Raw genomic sequence first — 15,334 nt, forward strand, 5'->3', positions numbered from 1 at the left:
CGTGGAAAAGGGTGACGCCGAAACCTCAAACCGCCGCCCGGAAGTGACGACACTTCATGCCAGCTGTGTCGCTTACGAAGGGCGCGGGGTCCTGATCCTTGGTGCATCAGGTGCCGGCAAGTCTGCATTGGCGTTACAACTGATGGCCTACGGCGCCGTGCTGATCGCTGATGACCGTACGGAAGTAACCACGAGCGGGGGCATCATTCACGCCACATCACCACCCGCATTAGCCGGTTTGATCGAGGCCCGTGGCGTGGGGCTTTTGAACGCAAACCACGCTCACTCCACAAAGGTGGCTCTGGCCGTCGATCTGGACACGCCCGAAACAGCTCGTCTGCCAATAGTGCACGCGATGCAGGTGGCCCACGTTCTGATACCCTGCCTTCACAAAGTTGACAGTGGCTATTTTCCAGCCGCCATTTTGCAATATCTCAAGGCGGGCAGAAGAGATCCGGGATGACCGAAGCAGAACCGACAGCGCGCAGGATTGTATTTGTCACCGGTCCATCGGGGGCCGGGCGCTCCAGCGCGCTGAACGTGCTGGAAGACGCAGGCTTTGAGGCGGTCGACAACCTGCCCTTGCGTCTGCTCCCCGCCCTCCTGGAAGGTCCCGGCGCAGAGCGCCCGCTGGCTCTTGGGATCGATCCGCGCAACCGGGATTTTTCCACCAACACGATCATGGATCTTCTCGGGCGCCTGACCGGTGTGCCCGGACTGGCGCCGGAACTGCTATACTTGGATTGCACCACGGACGTGCTGCTGCGCCGGTTTTCCGAAACCCGGCGCCGTCACCCCCTTGCGCCGGATGACCGCCCCTCGGACGGCATCATGCGCGAGCTGGACATGCTGGCGCCGTTGCGGTCCCGCGCGGATGTTCTGATCGACACCACCGACCTCAATGTCCACCAATTGCGCGCCGAAGTGGAGCATTGGTTTGCGCCGGGCGGGCACAGGCGGCTGACCGTTTCCGTTCAATCTTTTTCCTACAAGCGGGGTCTGCCGCGCAGTGTCGATATGGTGTTCGATTGCCGGTTCCTGACAAATCCCTATTGGGTGGCAGAGCTGCGCGCCCTGGATGGCACGCAGGACGCCGTCGCGGCCCATGTGACCGCCGATCCGAGCTTTGCCGAGTTCGAGAACAAAGTGCTCGATCTCACACTTTTGTTGCTGCCCTCTTATCGCGAAGAGGGAAAGTCCCACCTATCAATCGCCTTTGGGTGTACCGGCGGCAAACATAGGTCTGTTGTGATGGCGGAAAGGCATGGTTTGCGCCTTGCGGAGGAAGGCTGGCAGGTGTCAATAAGACACCGCGAATTGGACCTGCGTAAGAAAGAAGAGGCTTGAGCCCGTGATCGGTATCGTGATTGTTGCCCATGGCGGGTTGGCCAAGGAGTATCTCGCAGCCGTGGAACATGTTGTCGGCGTTCAGCCGGGTATCCGGGCGATCTCAATCGATGCGGTGCATGATCGTGCCGCCAAGGAGCGTGAAATCTGCATAGCGGCGGATGAAGTGGACAGGGGCAGTGGCGTTGTCATTGTTACCGATCTTTATGGCGGATCGCCCTCCAACCTGAGCCTGATGGCGTGCCGGCCGGGCGACCGTCGCATCCTTTATGGCGCAAATCTGCCAATGTTGATAAAACTGGCAAAAAGTCGACAGAAGGCTGTGCCTGACGCTGTGCGTCTGGCATTGGAAGCTGGAAAAAAGTACATCGACAGCCAAAACGTGAGTCCAGAGCAGGATACCCAATCAAGACAATGACCGAATGCACGCTTAAGATTGTCAACGAGAAGGGTTTGCACGCCCGCGCCTCGGCCAAGCTGGTTGAGGTTGTGGAGGGGTTCGACGCGAGCGCCGAGGTCTCCAAAGACGGTCTGTCCGCCTCCGGAGACAGTATTATGGGACTTTTGATGTTGGCAGCGTCCAAGGGAAGCTTTATTGACATAACGACCTCCGGACCGGATGCTGATGCATTGGCCGAGGCGCTGACAACGCTTGTCTCTGACAAATTCGGCGAAGGTCAGTGAAGAAACCGGCGCTGTGACAGGCGCCAGACAGGATAGCAGGTCTTGGTAGAAAGTTCACAAGACATCAATGTGGCTGCCGGGAAGGCGGAACCGGTCAATTTCAGCAAATATGACCGCAGAAGTTTGTCCTACGCGTCAACCTTCGAAGATCCCTGGAAATCCACGATTATTCGCATCATCGAGGCGCTGACCGGCAAGCTGACCATTCTGCGCCTCGTGCGCAAGTTCGAGCAGCGTGGCGCACCGCAAGGGCAGGCGTTCTGGCGTGCGGCACTGGATGTGATGGGCATCGATCTGCTGACCCCGCAAGAGCAGTTGGACCGTATCCCCAAAACTGGCCCTGTGATCGTTGTGTCCAATCACCCTCACGGCATGGTCGACGGCATGATTTTTGCCGATCTCATTGGCCGGGTGCGGCCTGACTATCGCATCCTGACCCGCTCATTGTTGACCGTGATTGATGAGGTTGCGGGGTCTTACATGATCCCCGTGCCCTTCCCGCACGATCCGGACGCACAACGCAAAGGCGTTGAGATGCGCGCAAAAGCGATGCAGCATCTGAAAGACGGCGGTGTCGTCGCGCTCTTCCCGTCGGGCGGGGTCGCCGCATCGGAGACCTATTTCGGGCCGGCAGTCGAGGGCGAGTGGAATGTCTTTACCGCCAAGCTCATTCGCCGTTCGGGGGCGACGGTTCTGCCGATCAAGTTTCCCGGACAGAATTCGCGCGCCTATCAGATCGCCAACAAGGTGTCGCCGATTTTGCGGCAGGGCCTTTTGCTGCACGAGATCGTGTATTCGCTCAATAAATCGCAGGCGCCGATTGTCGGGCACCCGCTGGATCAGGACGATCTGCGTAAATGGGACGATGATCCACGCGGGTTCATGGCCTGGCTGCGCGACCATACACTGTCGCTGAAAGACTAGCTCTCTAGCGCGTCGGCACCGGCGTCTCGCCGCGATAATCGTAGAAACCACGCTGTGTTTTGCGGCCCAGCCAACCGGCTTCGACATATTTGGTCAACAGCGGGCAGGGGCGGTATTTTGTATCTGCCAGCCCGTCGTGCAGCACGTTCATGATCGCCAGACAGGTGTCCAGCCCGATGAAATCAGCCAGTTCGAGCGGCCCCATCGGGTGGTTGGCCCCGAGCTTCATTGAGCTGTCGATGGATTGCACGCTGCCGACCCCCTCATAGAGCGTGTAGACCGCCTCGTTGATCATTGGCATCAGGATGCGGTTCACGATGAAGGCAGGGAAATCCTCAGCCGACGCCGCCGTTTTGCCCAGCCGGTCCACAACGGATTTGCAGGTCTTGAAGGTCTCCTCATCGGTTGCAATGCCGCGGATCAGTTCCACCAGCTGCATCACAGGCACCGGGTTCATGAAGTGGAAACCCATGAATTTTTCAGGTCGGTCGGTCCGGCTCGCCAGCCGCGTGATGGAGATGGACGAGGTGTTTGACGTCAGGATCGTATGGGGTTGCAGATGCGGCAGCAGGTCTTCGAAGATTGCCTGCTTGACAGCTTCGCGTTCCGTTGCGGCTTCGATGATCAGGTCGGTCTGGCCCAGGTCGGTCAGCGTCTTTGTCGTCTTGATCCGGGCCAGTGCCGCGGCCTGGTCTTCGCCGGTAATCTTGCCGCGGCTGACCTGCCGATCCATATTTTTGGTCATCAGATCAAGTGCGGCACTCAATGCTTCTTCGCTGACGTCATTCAGCAGAACATCGTATCCGGCCAGCGACATCACATGCGCAATCCCATTGCCCATCTGACCCGCGCCCACAATCCCAATCGCCTTGATATCCATCGCCGGCCCCTTTTCGATTTGACGCACCTTAGGGTGCCGGGCGCATGGGCTGCAAGGCCACCCGTCGTTTAAAATACAGCTCAAAATGACCGTTTAAGAAAATCTAAGGAAGCTGGGTGCAAGGTCGCCAACGGGTGAACGAAAAAAGGTGGGTTCTATGACCTATGACGTACTGGGGGCGGGGGCTCTCGATTACATGCCGTGCAGATACGGCCATTCAAAATTGCTGTTTCGGGGGCCGGAGCGGCGGCTGGATGCGCCGTATGTTTCTTTCCTCGGGGGCAATGCAACCTATGGAAAATTCATAAAAGCGCCGTTTCCGGCACTGGTTGAAAGCGGTCTGGGCGTAAACTGTGTGAATTTCGGCGTCGCGAATGCCGGTGTCGACGTTTTGCTGAACGACAGTTTCCTGACGGGAGCCTGTGCGGGCGCGGCGGCAACCGTTGTCCAGATCGTTGGCGCGCAAAACCTGTCGAATCGCTTTTACACGGTACATCCGCGCCGGAACGATCGCTTTCTCACGGCGTCACCGTTGTTGACGGCAATCTATCCGGAAGTGGATTTTGCAGAGTTCCATTTCACGCGACATATGCTCAGTTCCCTCTACACCGTCTCGCGGGAACGGTTTGCCGCTGTGCGCAATGAAGTTCAGACCGCGTGGCTGGCGCGCATGAAGCTGCTTCTGAAAAACGCATCGAGTGAGACTGTCTTGGTCTGGTTTGCCGATCACGCGCCATTGCACCAGGAACCTGCCGGGCTTGATCCTGCAAAGGCACGCTCTCCCCTCTTCGTGACGCGCGAAATGCTGGAAGAACTGGGGCCTCACGCGTCCAGGTTTGTCGAGGTTGTTGCCACGCCGGAGGCGACGTCGGCGGGCACCGAAGGCATGGTGTTCAGCCAGATGGAAGCGATGGCGGCGGCAGAGATGCTCGGGCCCAAAGCGCATGGTGAGTTGGCGAAGGAACTGGGAGCCGTGCTGCAGGAGCTTGTCTGATCAAAAAGCCGCGCTTGGAGTGAGCGCGGCTTTCTTGTTTTGGCAATACTGCGGTGCGTCGATTACAGCTTTTCGATCAGCTCCGGCACGGCAGTGAAGAGATCTGCCACCAGCCCGTAGTCGGCAACCTGAAAAATCGGCGCTTCTTCGTCTTTGTTGATGGCAACGATGATCTTGCTGTCCTTCATGCCGGCGAGGTGCTGAATCGCACCGGAGATGCCCACGGCAACATAGAGATCGGGAGCCACAACCTTACCGGTTTGACCAACCTGCCAGTCGTTCGGCGCATAGCCGGAATCGACCGCCGCGCGCGAGGCGCCAACAGCCGCGCCGAGTTTGTCAGCAAGCTTTTCGATCAGCGCAAAATCGTCTTCGGAGCCGACACCGCGGCCACCGGAGACGACCACACCGGCGGAGGTGAGTTCCGGACGGTCGCTTGCGGCCACCTTGTCCTCGACCCATTCGCTGAGGCCCGGATTGTCGGCAGCCGAGATGGTTTCGACCGATGCCGAGCCGCCGTCGCCCGCTGCATCGAATGTCGATGTCCGGAAGGTCACGACCTTCTTGGCATCAGCGGATTTGACGGTCTGAACCGCGTTGCCTGCATAAATCGGGCGTTCGAAAGTGTTGCCATCGACGACACCGGAGGCATCGGAAATCACCATGACGTCAAGCAGGGCCGCAACGCGTGGCATCACGTTCTTGGCGTCGGTTGTCGCAGGCGCCACGATGTGTTCGTAGTCGCCGGACAGGGACACGATCAGCGCCGCTGTGGATTCCGCAAGGCGGTGGCCCAGCGTGGCATCTTCGGCGACCAGCACTTTGCTGACACCGTCGATTTTCGCTGCCGCTTCGCCCGCTGCGGCGGCAGATCCGCCTGCGGCCAGAACGGTCACATCGCCCAGCATCTTGGCAGCGGTCACCGCTTTGGACGTCGCGTCCATTGCCAGTTCGCCATCGGTTACTTCCGCAAGGAGTAGAACAGCCATTACACAGCCCCCGCTTCTTTGAGTTTCGATACCAGCTCTTCGACCGACCCAACCTTGATCCCTGCCGCGCGGGCTTCGGGTTCAACGGTTTTCACGATTTCAAGGCGCGGGCTGACGTCAACGCCATAGTCAGCGGCTGTCTTTTCATCCAGCGGCTTCTTCTTGGCTTTCATGATGTTGGGCAGCGAGGCATAGCGCGGCTCGTTCAGGCGCAGGTCCACGGTGATGACGGTTGGCATCGTCACCTTGATGGTCTGCATCCCGCCGTCCACTTCGCGGCTGACCACGGCGTGATCGTCCTCGATGGACACTTCGGAGGCAAATGTCGCTTGGCTCCAGCCCATCAGGGCAGACAGCATCTGACCGGTGGCATTCATGTCATTGTCGATGGCCTGCTTGCCGCAGAGCACCAGACCGGGCTGCTCCTCATCAACGATGGCCTTGAGGATTTTCGCAACAGTCAGCGGTTCGATATCCTGATGTACGTCATCTGCCGCGATCACGAGAATGGCGCGATCTGCACCCATCGCCAAAGCGGTGCGCAGGGTTTCCTGGCTTTGCTTGACACCGATGGAAACGACGACAACCTCATCGGCCTGACCCGCTTCCTTGAGGCGGATCGCCTGTTCGACGGAAATCTCGTCAAACGGGTTCATCGACATTTTCACATTGGCAAGATCAACACCCGATCCGTCCGCTTTCACGCGCACCTTCACGTTGTAGTCGATCACGCGTTTGACAGGTACCAGAACCTTCATTGGCGTCTCTCTCCTTGGATTAGCGACTCACACTCCCCGTGAGCCTTTCGTTGTCTGAGGGGTGGTTTACCCAAGCTTCGGCACATGAAACAGTGTAAAATCGTCACGCCTGGGCGCAGGAACGCCGCGTTTCTACCGATTTCCACCGTTCAGCGCAAAAATTTCCGATAGGCCGCATCGCAAGCTGGCCGGGATATGCCCGATCTGATCAGCGGTTTCATCCGTCCTGCTGGGCCTGGGCTCTGCCCTTCCGGTCGCCGCAGCGTCCGCTGGATGTGCCGCCGCTTTCAGCGGTTCGCGCCCGGAACCCACAAGACGTCGTCCTTGCCGTCGTTATTGGCCATGCGGGCCGCGACAAAAAACCAATCGCTCAGCCGATTGAGGTATTTCACGGCCGCTGGATTGATGGATTCCATTGTCGCCAGTTCGACGCTCAGGCGCTCGGCGCGTCGGGCAACGGTCCGGCATACATGCAGGTGCGCGGCAAGTTTCGATCCACCGGGCAGAATAAAGCTGCGCAGCGGATCCAGTTTCGCGTTCATCGCATCGATTTCGGATTCCAGCCGCACCACCTGTGCGTCGACCATGCGCAGCGGAGGATACTCCGCCTCCGCATCCTGTTCCATATCCGGGCGGCAGAGATCGGCACCAAGGTCGAAAAGATCGTTCTGAATGCGGCTCAGCGCGTCGTCGACATCACCGGTGGCGTCAAGCCGCGCCACGCCGACAAAGGAGTTCAATTCATCCGCGGTGCCATAGGCTGTCACGCGAGATGCGTGTTTGGCGACACGTGCGCCGTTGCCCAAAGCGGTCTCGCCCGCATCGCCAGTTTTGGTGTAAATCTTGTTGAGAACGACCATGTGACGTCAGCCTCCCTTTTGGCGCAGATAGACATAGATCACGATCAGGATCACCGCGACAAATTGCGCGCCAATCCGGTAGCGCATCAGCTTGTTGGCGTTCTTTTTGTTGAAGGCGCCGCCCTCTGCAAAGCCACCCAGCCCAAGCATCAGAACGACGACGACGGCGAGGCAGGCCAGTATGATCAGCACGAATAAAGGGTCACCCACGGCATTTTTCCTTTTCTGTCCCAGCAGCACATGTAGAGGTGCGCGCGGGAAAAGCGAACCGGTTTTGCGCGAAGCGCTGCGTCAGCCTCTCGACAGCACCCAGTCGAGCGCCCGTGTCGGTAGCACGCGGCGCAACAGTCCCATAGCATAGGTCGGCACGGTCACGTAGTAGCGCGCCTGCGGTCTGGGTGCGTCACAGGCGTGAATGAGTTTTTCGAGGACAGCCGTCGGGGGCAGTTCAAAGGGGTCCCGCCCGCGGCTTTCATAGAGGCGTTTGTTCAGCCCGTTTTCATATTGTGTCCGGCGGGCGGAGCCGCGCCAGTCGATCCACTTTTCATAGTGGATCACCGCATTCTGGCGGATTTTGGACGTCACCGGACCCGGCTCGATCAGGATGACATCAATCGGCGTGTCGCGCATTTCGAGCCGGAGTGTATCTGTCAGCCCTTCGAGCGCAAATTTCGTCGCATTGTAGGCCCCTCGCCAGGGCATCGTCACAAAACCCAACACGGAAGAGCACTGTATGATGCGGCCATGGCCTTGCTGGCGCATGACGGGGATCACTGCGCGGGTCAGGTGGTGCCAGCCAAAAAAGTTGGCCTCGAAGATTGCGCGCAGGGCGTCGGTGGGCAGGTCCTCCACCGCGCCGGGGGTTCCATGTGCGCCATTGTTAAAAAGCACATCGAGTGTGCCGCCTGTTGCGGAGAGCACCTCCTCAAGGGCGGCGTCAATCGTGGCGCTGTCTGTGTAGTCCAGAAGAGGGCTCTCAAATCCCTCCGCCTGAAGGCGTGCGCAATCCTCGGGTTTGCGGCAGGCCGCAAAGACGCGCCACCCCTGGGCGCGCATCCCCACGGCTGCGCAATAGCCTATGCCCGATGAACAGCCGGTGATGAGTATGGATTTTTGCTCCATGTGCCTCTCTGCGATTGCCGGGTTCAGCAATCGCAACTTGGGGCAAGAGGTGCAACCCTATCCGCTTGTCAGGAGAAAATCGGCAATCCAGCCGTCCGGACCACCCGCAACCGGGCGCAGCCTGACCCAGCCGGTGCCGTCATCCTCCAGCACTTCAACCTCGGTATTCTGGTTCAGCTGTGCCACGACATCGAAACCGGTGCCGGGTCCACCGCGCATGTTCACCAGCGTACCGGAGACATAGCGCACGTCCCGCGCCTGCGTGACAGCGGCGGAGGAGGCCTGCGCCGTGTTGCCCGGGAAAATGATGCTTGGCAGCACAACCCCGTTATCGGATGGATTCCTGAAGGTCACATTGGTCACGGACACGGGAGCCGCTGCCGGTGTGATACCATTGGACGTGGTAGGTGTTGGGGCTTCCTCTTCTTCGAGCACTGCGCTGAGCGATGTCAGGTTCAGCGACATACGGGTCACTTCCTCTTCGCGCTGCACTGCAGGCTCGGCTTGTGCGGTCTGGATGTCTTGTGCGGAGATGTCAGCACCACTTCTGGCGAGAACTGCCGCATTTCTGGCCGCGACCGGATCAAACTCCGCCCCGCCGCTCATTTCGTAGAAGGCGAACCCTAAAAACCCGAAACTCAAGAAAATGAATCGCTTCATTGAAAGAACCCTCGTTACAACATGTAGCAGTCTAACACATTTCGACGCCATTTGGGTCCATAACAATCGAAATTGGTTTCAGGGAGTGGGAAATGACCGAGCAGAATCTCACTTTCAGACTGTTGCGCTGTCGTCACATCGGGGCCGCGCCTTTTCTACCACAACGCGCTTGTTCGGGCGCAGACGGGGCGCTACACACCCTCAATGGCCGACGATCTCGATACCCCCGACATGCCGCCCGCTGATATGTCCGAACCTCTGCGTCGGGCTCTGGGCGAGCGTTATCTCACTTATGCGCTCAGCACGATCATGCACAGGGCCTTGCCGGATGCGCGGGATGGATTGAAGCCTGTGCATCGCCGTATTCTGTATGCGATGCGGGAATTGCGGCTGACGTCATCGGGGGGCTTTCGCAAATCTGCCAAGATTTCAGGCGATGTGATGGGCAACTATCACCCGCATGGCGATGCCGCAATCTACGACGCTATGGCGCGGCTCGCGCAGGATTTCAATGTGCGTTACCCGCTGGTCGATGGGCAGGGGAACTTCGGCAACATCGATGGCGATAACCCGGCGGCCAGCCGCTACACAGAAGCGCGCATGACCGCCGTGGCCGAGGCCATGCTCGAAGGCCTGAACGAGAACGCCGTCGATTTCCGCGAGAACTACGATGGCACGCTCACCGAACCGGTGGTGCTGCCCGCGCAGTTCCCCAACCTGCTGGCCAATGGCTCGTCCGGGATTGCGGTGGGGATGGCGACGAACATCCCGCCGCACAACATCGCAGAGCTTTGTGACGCCTGCATTCATCTGATCAAGACACCAGACGCGCGGGATGACACGCTGCTGAACTACGTGCCGGGTCCCGATTTTCCGACCGGCGGTGTGATCGTCGAACCGCCTGAAAACATTGCCACGGCGTACCGAACAGGGCGGGGATCTTTTCGATTGCGCTGCCGCTGGCAGGTCGAGGATCTTGGCCGCGGTCAATGGCAGATCGTGGTCACCGAAATTCCCTATCAGGTCCAGAAGTCCAAGCTGATCGAAAAGATCGCGGAGATCATCCAGACCAAGAAAATCCCGATCCTCGCCGATGTACGCGACGAATCCGCCGATGATGTGCGCATGATCATCGAGCCTCGGTCGCGGTCCGTTGATCCGGAGGTGCTGATGGGCATGCTGTTCCGGAACTGCGATCTCGAGGTGCGGTTCTCGCTCAACATGAACGTGCTGATTGACGGGCTGACGCCCAAAGTCTGCTCGATGAAGGAGGTGCTGCGCGCTTTCCTCGATCACCGGCAGGAAGTCCTGATCCGCCGCTCCGGCCACCGGTTGGAGAAAATCGACCACCGTCTGGAAGTGCTCGAAGGCTTCATCATCGCCTTCCTCAATCTCGACCGGGTCATCGACATCATTCGGTATGATGAAGATCCCAAGGCCGCCCTGATGCGTGAGGATTGGGGCAAGACCCACACGCGTGCCACCGATGAGAACGACTACGTGACCCCGGCCCCGGGGGAGGGCGAGTTGAGCGAGGTGCAGGCCGAGGCGATCCTCAACATGCGTCTGCGGTCCCTGCGGCGTCTGGAGGAGATGGAGTTGCTGCGCGAGCAATCCGCGTTGATGGAAGAACGCGCAGGCCTTGAGGACTTGCTGGAAAACCCCGGCCTGCAGTGGGACAGCATCGCGGCGCAACTGCGCGAGACCAAGAAACAGTTCGGCAAGGACTACGAAGGCGGCGCGCGGCGCACGACCTTTGCCGAAGGGGCGGTGATCGAAGATGTCCCCATCGAGGCGATGATCGACCGAGAACCCATCACCGTGGTCTGTTCGCAAATGGGGTGGGTGCGTGCGATGACCGGTCACATCGACCTGAACCGCGAGTTGAAGTTCAAGGATGGCGATGCCCCCCGCTTTATTTTCCACGCGGAGACAACGGACCGATTGCTGGTCTTTGGCTCCAATGGTCGGTTCTACACGGTGTCCGCCGCCAATTTGCCCGGTGGTCGCGGCATGGGCGAGCCTCTGCGCCTGATGGTCGATCTGCCGAACGAGGCGGAGATCGTGACCATTCTGACCCATCAATCGGGCCGCAAACTGTTGGTGGCTTCCAATGCCGGCGACGGTTTCGTCGTGCCGGAGGACGACGTGGTCGCACAGACACGCAGCGGCAAACAGGTGCTGAATGTGCGCGGCGAGACCCGCGCGCTGGTGTGCAAGCCCGTGACGGGCGATAGCGTCGCGGTTGTGGGCGAAAACCGTAAAGTGTTGGTTTTTGGCTTGGATGAGTTGCCTGAGATGGGACGCGGCAAGGGTGTTCGGTTGCAAAAGTACAAGGACGGCGGTCTGTCTGATGCGACCACATTTGAACGCGCGGAGGGCCTCAGTTGGCTGGATCCGGCGGGGCGGACAAGAACGGAGACAGAGTTGGACGAATGGGCTGGTAAACGTGCCAGTGCCGGTCGCATGGCGCCGCGAGGCTTTCCACGCGACAATAAGTTCACCTGAGGCGTTTGCCTTTCGCCGCACTCCTCAAGCCTCGTTCTTTGCATCCGAGCCAAAGGCAACAGGCAGCGGAAACCGTTCAGAACGCAGATGAAGCAGTCTAGGCAGGATCTGCCATGAGCCAGACGCCGCCTTCGGGCCGCAGGGTCAGAATCATGACCGGCTTTGGGTCCCGCCCCGGCACGGGCCGAAAGCGGAACCGCGACAACAGGGTGGCGAGTATGATCACCGCTTCCTGCACCGCAAAAGACGCGCCGATGCAGATGCGCGGGCCGTCTCCAAAGGGCAGATAGGCGTATCGGTCGATGGCCTTTCGATCTGCGAACCTGTCGGGATCGAACTGGTCTGGTGCGTCCCAAAGCAGTTTATGCCGCCCCAATGCGTAGATCGGGATCATCACTGTGTCACCGGGCCGGATGTCGGCACCGCTCAGATCATCTGCCTTCTGCGCCGTGCGTGAAATGACCCCGGCGGGCGGGTAAAGCCGCAGAGCTTCTTCCACGATCTGTCGAATGTAGGGAAGGTGGTCCAGATCATCGCCCGTTGCGGCGCGTCCTCGCAACGCACTTTGGGTCTCATCTCTGGCCCGCTCTTGCGCAGACGGATCGAAGGCGCAGAGGTAGAAAGACCACGCCAGCGTCAAGGCGGTGGTCTCATGCCCTGCCACGATGAAGGTCAGCAGATTGTCCCGCAACTCCGCCACATTCATGCGGCGTTTGGTTTTCGGGTCTTCCCCGGCGAGGAGTAGATCCAGCAGGTCCGGTACGGGCCCCGGCCCGCGCGCCGCCCTGGCGTCGATGGCATCATCCGCATCGCGGCGCATCTGCTCCATCGAATGGGTGGAAAGCACCCGGGCAGGGCGGGGCATCCAATCCGGCGCGCCTAAAACATCGAGGAGCGAGACGCGTCCGGCATCCGCGATATAGGCATCGATTGCACGGTGAATGGAGGTGCGGTCAAAACTGCCATCCCCGCTGAAGGTCACTTCCGAGATGACGTCGAAGGTGGTTTTGACCATTTCGTCCAGCAGGTTGACCGCCCGCGGACCTGCCTGTCCGATACGTTCCGCGCTGCGTTCGGCCGCTGCCGTCATCACGCCCGAGAGGTTCCGAACGTTGCGATGTGAAAACACAGGCGCTGCAAGGCGTCTTTGCCAGCGCCAGTGTGCGCCTTCGGCGATGAACAGCGACTCGCCCACTGCAGGGCGCAGCAGGTTCTTGGTGACCACCGACTTTGGGTAGTCGTCGACCCGGTCCAGCAGCATCCGCCGAATGGCAGGCGGGTCCATGATCATATGCCAGCGTTTGGCGGTGCGGCCTGACACGACAGGCTCTTGCGTGGCAATCTCGGGAATGATGTTCAGCACGTTTTCACGCATGCGTGCAAAGCTGCGCAACACCCCCAATTCTTCGCGCACCAGCGGCACACGCACGGGCAGACGGATGTCTTCGTCAGGCTGAATACTTGTCGAGGGGCACATGGAATACAGATAGCGCCGGGCAGGCGGCGGTCCACCGAATGGTGCGGATGGATTGCGCGTTGCCAAGGCTTGGGCTAGTCAGGGTGCCAACAATAAAACTTCGGGGTGCAGTATGATCGGGCGTATCGGATTACTTTTGGCGGGTTTGGTGTTGACCGCCTGCACAGGGGCCAAGGATCTCAGCGCGCCTCTTGTCCCGCTTGGCAATTTCAGCCTTGGCCACAATGTGGTGGTTGCGCCAAAGGTTCAAACCACGGCCGCGGTGAGCCGTGAGGTGTCCAAGGACGAGCTGACCGATGCCCTCAAAATGGCCATCGCTGAACGATTTGATCGCTACGAGGGGGAGAAGGACTATCACTTCGGTGTCAGTATCGAAGGGTATGTGCTGGCCAAACGGGGCGTGCCGGTGGTGGCCGCACCCAAGTCCGCGATGATCATCCGCCTGACGGTCTGGGACGACGCGCGGGGCGTGAAACTCAACGCGGAGCCCGAGCAGTTGACCGTGCTGGAGACCCTGGACGGAGAAAGCATCGTCGGGACGGGTTGGAGCCAGTCGGCGGAGACGCAGCTTTTGAACCTGTCGCGCAATACGGCGCAGGCCATTGAAAACTACCTGGTCAAGAAGAATGCCGAAGAGGGTTGGTTCGAAGACACGCCCGGTGCGACGTCCCTGGAAAACGGCGAAGCGTCGCCGACTGTGATCGAAGAGAAACTGGCCACCGCAGCAGAATGAGATCGCGTGCAGGTCGTGCTTGATTTTCCCGTCGCTTCACAATACATCGCGCGCCATATGAAGGACTGGGTCGATTATGACCTCTTGCAAGCAAAAGGGCGCCTCTCACCATGGCAAAGGCAAAGTTTGAACGTACGAAACCGCACGTAAACATCGGCACGATTGGTCACGTTGACCACGGCAAGACGACGCTGACGGCTGCGATCACGAAGTATTTTGGCGATTTTCAAGCCTACGACCAGATCGACGGCGCGCCGGAAGAGAAAGCCCGCGGGATCACCATTTCCACAGCACACGTGGAATATGAGACCGACGCGCGTCACTACGCGCATGTCGACTGCCCCGGCCACGCGGACTACGTGAAAAACATGATCACCGGTGCCGCCCAGATGGACGGCGCGATCCTGGTGGTGAACGCCGCCGACGGCCCGATGCCGCAAACGCGCGAGCACATCCTGCTGGGCCGCCAGGTGGGCATCCCGACGATGGTTGTCTACATGAACAAGGTCGACCAGGTCGACGACGACGAGCTGCTGGAGCTGGTCGAGATGGAAATCCGCGAGCTGCTGTCCTCCTACGAGTACCCCGGCGACGACATCCCCGTCATCCCCGGCTCGGCGCTGGCGGCGATGGAAGGCAACAACCCGGAAATCGGTGAAGAATCCATCAAGAAGCTGATGGCCGCCGTCGACGAATGGATCCCGACGCCCGAGCGCGCGATCGACCAGCCGTTCCTGATGCCCGTGGAAGACGTCTTCTCGATCTCCGGTCGGGGTACGGTTGTGACCGGTCGTGTCGAGCGTGGCGTGATCAACGTGGGCGACGAGATCGAAATCGTCGGCATCAAGGACACGCAGAAAACCACCTGCACAGGCGTTGAAATGTTCCGCAAGCTGCTGGACCGCGGTGAAGCGGGCGACAACATCGGCGCGCTGCTGCGCGGCATCGACCGGGAAGCGGTTGAACGTGGCCAGGTGCTCTGCAAGCCCGGCTCCGTGACCCCGCACACCAAGTTCGAGGCCGAAGCCTACATCCTGACCAAGGATGAGGGCGGCCGTCACACGCCGTTCTTCGCGAACTACCGCCCGCAGTTCTACTTCCGGACCACCGACGTGACCGGCACGGTTCAGCTGAACGAAGGCACCGAGATGGTGATGCCGGGCGACAACGTGTCCTTTGGCGTTGAGCTGATCGCGCCGATCGCGATGGAAAACGGTCTGCGTTTTGCGATCCGCGAAGGCGGTCGCACCGTCGGCGCCGGCGTGGTGTCCAAAATCACCGAGTAACCGCGGCACGGCCGCCGGGCGGGCAAACGGGCCCGCGCGTGCTTTGAGACAAAAAAGAGCCACCGGATCTCCGGTGGCTCTTTTGCTGTGTTGCGCGGCTTCAAAGGCCAGC

Annotated in this window: 17 protein-coding genes; 9 read left to right on the plus strand and 8 right to left on the minus strand. The window is 59.9% G+C overall.

Features of this window, described 5'->3' with window-relative positions; genetic code table 11:
- Position 1 precedes the first annotated feature (1 nt).
- Genes ISX84_RS07350 through ISX84_RS07370 form a run of 5 tightly spaced genes read left to right on the plus strand, consistent with a single transcriptional unit; the run spans position 2 to position 2,955 of the window.
- A complete protein-coding gene (locus ISX84_RS07350; protein WP_195819694.1) occupies positions 2 to 463 on the plus strand; it encodes an HPr kinase/phosphorylase in 462 nt (153 codons plus the stop codon).
- On the plus strand, positions 460 to 1,347 hold the full coding sequence (rapZ, locus tag ISX84_RS07355) for an RNase adapter RapZ (protein ID WP_195819695.1): 888 nt from the start codon (positions 460 to 462) through the stop codon (positions 1,345 to 1,347). The genes ISX84_RS07350 and rapZ overlap by 4 nt, the downstream gene beginning before the upstream one ends.
- Positions 1,348 to 1,351: 4 nt before the next feature.
- The gene (locus ISX84_RS07360; protein WP_195819696.1) at positions 1,352 to 1,765 is read left to right on the plus strand and encodes a PTS sugar transporter subunit IIA; all 414 of its coding nucleotides are present in this window, start codon (positions 1,352 to 1,354) and stop codon (positions 1,763 to 1,765) included.
- The gene (locus ISX84_RS07365; protein ID WP_195819697.1) at positions 1,762 to 2,031 is read left to right on the plus strand and encodes an HPr family phosphocarrier protein; all 270 of its coding nucleotides are present in this window, start codon (positions 1,762 to 1,764) and stop codon (positions 2,029 to 2,031) included. The genes ISX84_RS07360 and ISX84_RS07365 overlap by 4 nt, the downstream gene beginning before the upstream one ends.
- 42 nt (positions 2,032 to 2,073) lie before the next feature.
- Complete coding sequence (locus ISX84_RS07370) at positions 2,074 to 2,955, plus strand: lysophospholipid acyltransferase family protein (RefSeq protein WP_195819698.1); 882 nt, start codon at positions 2,074 to 2,076, stop codon at positions 2,953 to 2,955.
- A 4-nt stretch (positions 2,956 to 2,959) separates the two neighbouring features.
- Here ISX84_RS07370 and ISX84_RS07375 read toward each other — a convergent pair whose 3' ends face one another.
- A complete protein-coding gene (locus ISX84_RS07375; RefSeq protein ID WP_195819699.1) occupies positions 2,960 to 3,835 on the minus strand; it encodes a 3-hydroxybutyryl-CoA dehydrogenase in 876 nt (291 codons plus the stop codon).
- Positions 3,836 to 3,992: 157 nt separating this feature from the next.
- Between ISX84_RS07375 and ISX84_RS07380 the strand changes: the two genes are divergently transcribed.
- The gene (locus ISX84_RS07380; RefSeq protein WP_195819700.1) at positions 3,993 to 4,829 is read left to right on the plus strand and encodes a DUF6473 family protein; all 837 of its coding nucleotides are present in this window, start codon (positions 3,993 to 3,995) and stop codon (positions 4,827 to 4,829) included.
- Between the two features lie 62 nt (positions 4,830 to 4,891).
- Here ISX84_RS07380 and ISX84_RS07385 read toward each other — a convergent pair whose 3' ends face one another.
- From ISX84_RS07385 to ISX84_RS07410, 6 genes are all read right to left on the minus strand, one after another.
- Positions 4,892 to 5,818, minus strand: a complete 927-nt coding sequence (locus tag ISX84_RS07385; protein ID WP_195819701.1) for an electron transfer flavoprotein subunit alpha/FixB family protein — start codon at positions 5,816 to 5,818, stop codon at positions 4,892 to 4,894.
- Positions 5,818 to 6,576, minus strand: coding sequence for an electron transfer flavoprotein subunit beta/FixA family protein (locus ISX84_RS07390; protein ID WP_195819702.1), 759 nt, complete (start codon positions 6,574 to 6,576; stop codon positions 5,818 to 5,820). Before ISX84_RS07390 ends, ISX84_RS07385 begins: the two co-directional genes overlap by 1 nt.
- A 287-nt stretch (positions 6,577 to 6,863) precedes the next feature.
- On the minus strand, positions 6,864 to 7,436 hold the full coding sequence (locus ISX84_RS07395; RefSeq protein WP_195819703.1) for a cob(I)yrinic acid a,c-diamide adenosyltransferase: 573 nt from the start codon (positions 7,434 to 7,436) through the stop codon (positions 6,864 to 6,866).
- Between the two features lie 6 nt (positions 7,437 to 7,442).
- Complete coding sequence (locus ISX84_RS07400) at positions 7,443 to 7,646, minus strand: twin transmembrane helix small protein (protein WP_195819704.1); 204 nt, start codon at positions 7,644 to 7,646, stop codon at positions 7,443 to 7,445.
- Positions 7,647 to 7,727: 81 nt separating this feature from the next.
- Positions 7,728 to 8,558 (minus strand): SDR family NAD(P)-dependent oxidoreductase, encoded by an 831-nt coding sequence (locus ISX84_RS07405; protein ID WP_195819705.1) that lies wholly within the window; start codon positions 8,556 to 8,558, stop codon positions 7,728 to 7,730.
- A gap of 57 nt (positions 8,559 to 8,615) precedes the next feature.
- Positions 8,616 to 9,218 carry an SH3 domain-containing protein gene (locus ISX84_RS07410; RefSeq protein WP_195819706.1) on the minus strand — a complete coding sequence of 201 codons (603 nt, stop codon included), beginning with the start codon at positions 9,216 to 9,218 and terminating at the stop codon, positions 8,616 to 8,618.
- A 204-nt stretch (positions 9,219 to 9,422) separates the two neighbouring features.
- On the opposite strand from ISX84_RS07410, the gene parC reads away from it, so the two are divergent.
- The gene (gene parC / locus ISX84_RS07415; protein ID WP_195819707.1) at positions 9,423 to 11,726 is read left to right on the plus strand and encodes a DNA topoisomerase IV subunit A; all 2,304 of its coding nucleotides are present in this window, start codon (positions 9,423 to 9,425) and stop codon (positions 11,724 to 11,726) included.
- Positions 11,727 to 11,823: 97 nt separating this feature from the next.
- Here the strand turns inward: parC and ISX84_RS07420 are convergent, their stop codons facing one another.
- Positions 11,824 to 13,203, minus strand: a complete 1,380-nt coding sequence (locus ISX84_RS07420; RefSeq protein ID WP_195819708.1) for a cytochrome P450 — start codon at positions 13,201 to 13,203, stop codon at positions 11,824 to 11,826.
- Positions 13,204 to 13,315: 112 nt separating this feature from the next.
- Between ISX84_RS07420 and ISX84_RS07425 the strand changes: the two genes are divergently transcribed.
- Together ISX84_RS07425 and tuf are read left to right on the plus strand one after the other, a co-directional pair.
- Positions 13,316 to 13,936 carry a hypothetical protein gene (locus ISX84_RS07425; protein ID WP_195819709.1) on the plus strand — a complete coding sequence of 207 codons (621 nt, stop codon included), beginning with the start codon at positions 13,316 to 13,318 and terminating at the stop codon, positions 13,934 to 13,936.
- A gap of 110 nt (positions 13,937 to 14,046) precedes the next feature.
- Positions 14,047 to 15,222: an elongation factor Tu gene (gene tuf, locus ISX84_RS07430; RefSeq protein ID WP_195819710.1), complete on the plus strand. Its 1,176-nt coding sequence runs from the start codon at positions 14,047 to 14,049 to the stop codon at positions 15,220 to 15,222.
- The last annotated feature ends 112 nt before the right edge of the window (positions 15,223 to 15,334 follow it).

It is taken from the genome of Roseobacter sp. MH60115 (assembly GCF_015644665.1).
Lineage (GTDB): Bacteria > Pseudomonadota > Alphaproteobacteria > Rhodobacterales > Rhodobacteraceae > Roseobacter.

Coding starts and splice junctions, on each gene's coding strand:
- ISX84_RS07425 (WP_195819709.1), top strand. CDS start 13,316: ATGATCGGGCGTATCGGATTACTTTTGGCGGGTTTGGTGTTGACCGCC.
- ISX84_RS07375 (WP_195819699.1), bottom strand. CDS start 3,835: ATGGATATCAAGGCGATTGGGATTGTGGGCGCGGGTCAGATGGGCAAT.
- tuf (WP_195819710.1), top strand. CDS start 14,047: ATGGCAAAGGCAAAGTTTGAACGTACGAAACCGCACGTAAACATCGGC.
- ISX84_RS07420 (WP_195819708.1), bottom strand. CDS start 13,203: ATGTGCCCCTCGACAAGTATTCAGCCTGACGAAGACATCCGTCTGCCC.
- ISX84_RS07390 (WP_195819702.1), bottom strand. CDS start 6,576: ATGAAGGTTCTGGTACCTGTCAAACGCGTGATCGACTACAACGTGAAG.
- ISX84_RS07410 (WP_195819706.1), bottom strand. CDS start 9,218: ATGAAGCGATTCATTTTCTTGAGTTTCGGGTTTTTAGGGTTCGCCTTC.
- ISX84_RS07395 (WP_195819703.1), bottom strand. CDS start 7,436: ATGGTCGTTCTCAACAAGATTTACACCAAAACTGGCGATGCGGGCGAG.
- ISX84_RS07365 (WP_195819697.1), top strand. CDS start 1,762: ATGACCGAATGCACGCTTAAGATTGTCAACGAGAAGGGTTTGCACGCC.
- ISX84_RS07405 (WP_195819705.1), bottom strand. CDS start 8,558: ATGGAGCAAAAATCCATACTCATCACCGGCTGTTCATCGGGCATAGGC.
- ISX84_RS07380 (WP_195819700.1), top strand. CDS start 3,993: ATGACCTATGACGTACTGGGGGCGGGGGCTCTCGATTACATGCCGTGC.
- parC (WP_195819707.1), top strand. CDS start 9,423: ATGGCCGACGATCTCGATACCCCCGACATGCCGCCCGCTGATATGTCC.
- rapZ (WP_195819695.1), top strand. CDS start 460: ATGACCGAAGCAGAACCGACAGCGCGCAGGATTGTATTTGTCACCGGT.
- ISX84_RS07385 (WP_195819701.1), bottom strand. CDS start 5,818: ATGGCTGTTCTACTCCTTGCGGAAGTAACCGATGGCGAACTGGCAATG.